General features: G+C 44.9%; 1 protein-coding gene. It reads left to right on the top strand.

What is annotated here, in order from left to right; genetic code table 11:
* The coding region (locus tag L650_RS0112240; protein ID WP_029773303.1) for a PQQ-dependent sugar dehydrogenase at window positions 1-586 on the top strand (586 nt) is incomplete at its 5' end.
* Window positions 587-914: the final 328 nt, after the last annotated feature.

Genomic DNA, 914 nt, shown 5'->3' with positions numbered 1-914 from the left:
CCCGCAAGACTTAACCCGTGATGGCGGTAAAATTTATCGCTTACACGCTGATGGCCGTATTCCTAAAGATAACCCGTTTGTAAATCAAAAAAGCGCTAAACACGCTATTTGGTCATACGGACATCGTAACCCGCAAGGCATGTGGTTTGATAAAACAACACAAACGTTATGGTCTCATGAGCACGGCCCACGCGGCGGCGATGAGCTAAACATAATTAAAGCGGGCGCTAATTATGGCTGGCCTGTGGTTAGTTATGGTGTTAATTACAACGGTACGTCGTTTACCGACATACAAGAAAAAGACGGCATGCAATCGCCCATACTGCACTGGACCCCCTCCATTGCCCCTTCTGACATGTTATTGGTTAGCAGCGATAAGTACCCGCAATTAAAAGGCAAGCTTTTGCTATCGTCTATGAAGTTTTCGTTTTTAAGTGCACTGGAAATATCCAACAAAGGTGTTTCAAAACAATATAAAGTTTTAGAAGGAATAGGCCGCGTCCGCAGCTTAGCACAAGGCAGTGATGGCTATATTTACTTAGGCATTGACGGACAAGGAATTAAACGCCTTGAGCCTGAGCAATAAAACCGTTAGTAACCGCAGCATAGCAAATAATGCGTTTACCTTGTTTTTATATAACAAGGTAAACGCCCTACGGCTAAAAGAACTATTTAGCTCTTTGTAGCGTATGGTAATGCTAGGGCGTGTTGATCTCTGATGGTTGAATTTGCAGCAGTATGTTTGGTTTTTAGGCAAGGCAGAGCCTATGAAGTGTGGTTACTCCCCATAAATAGGCGATAACGCAGCATAAATGCCAAACATGCGCTGCCCTTCGGGTTCTGCCTAGGGGCGATAAACTCTTTGTTGCCTACATGGATGTAGGTAAGGGGCGTGAGCAGGACGCGGAAGCTTT

The sequence above is a fragment of the Pseudoalteromonas sp. TB51 genome (assembly GCF_000498055.1).
Lineage (GTDB): Bacteria > Pseudomonadota > Gammaproteobacteria > Enterobacterales > Alteromonadaceae > Pseudoalteromonas > Pseudoalteromonas atlantica.
This window is presented reverse-complemented; position numbering and strand designations above follow the sequence as displayed.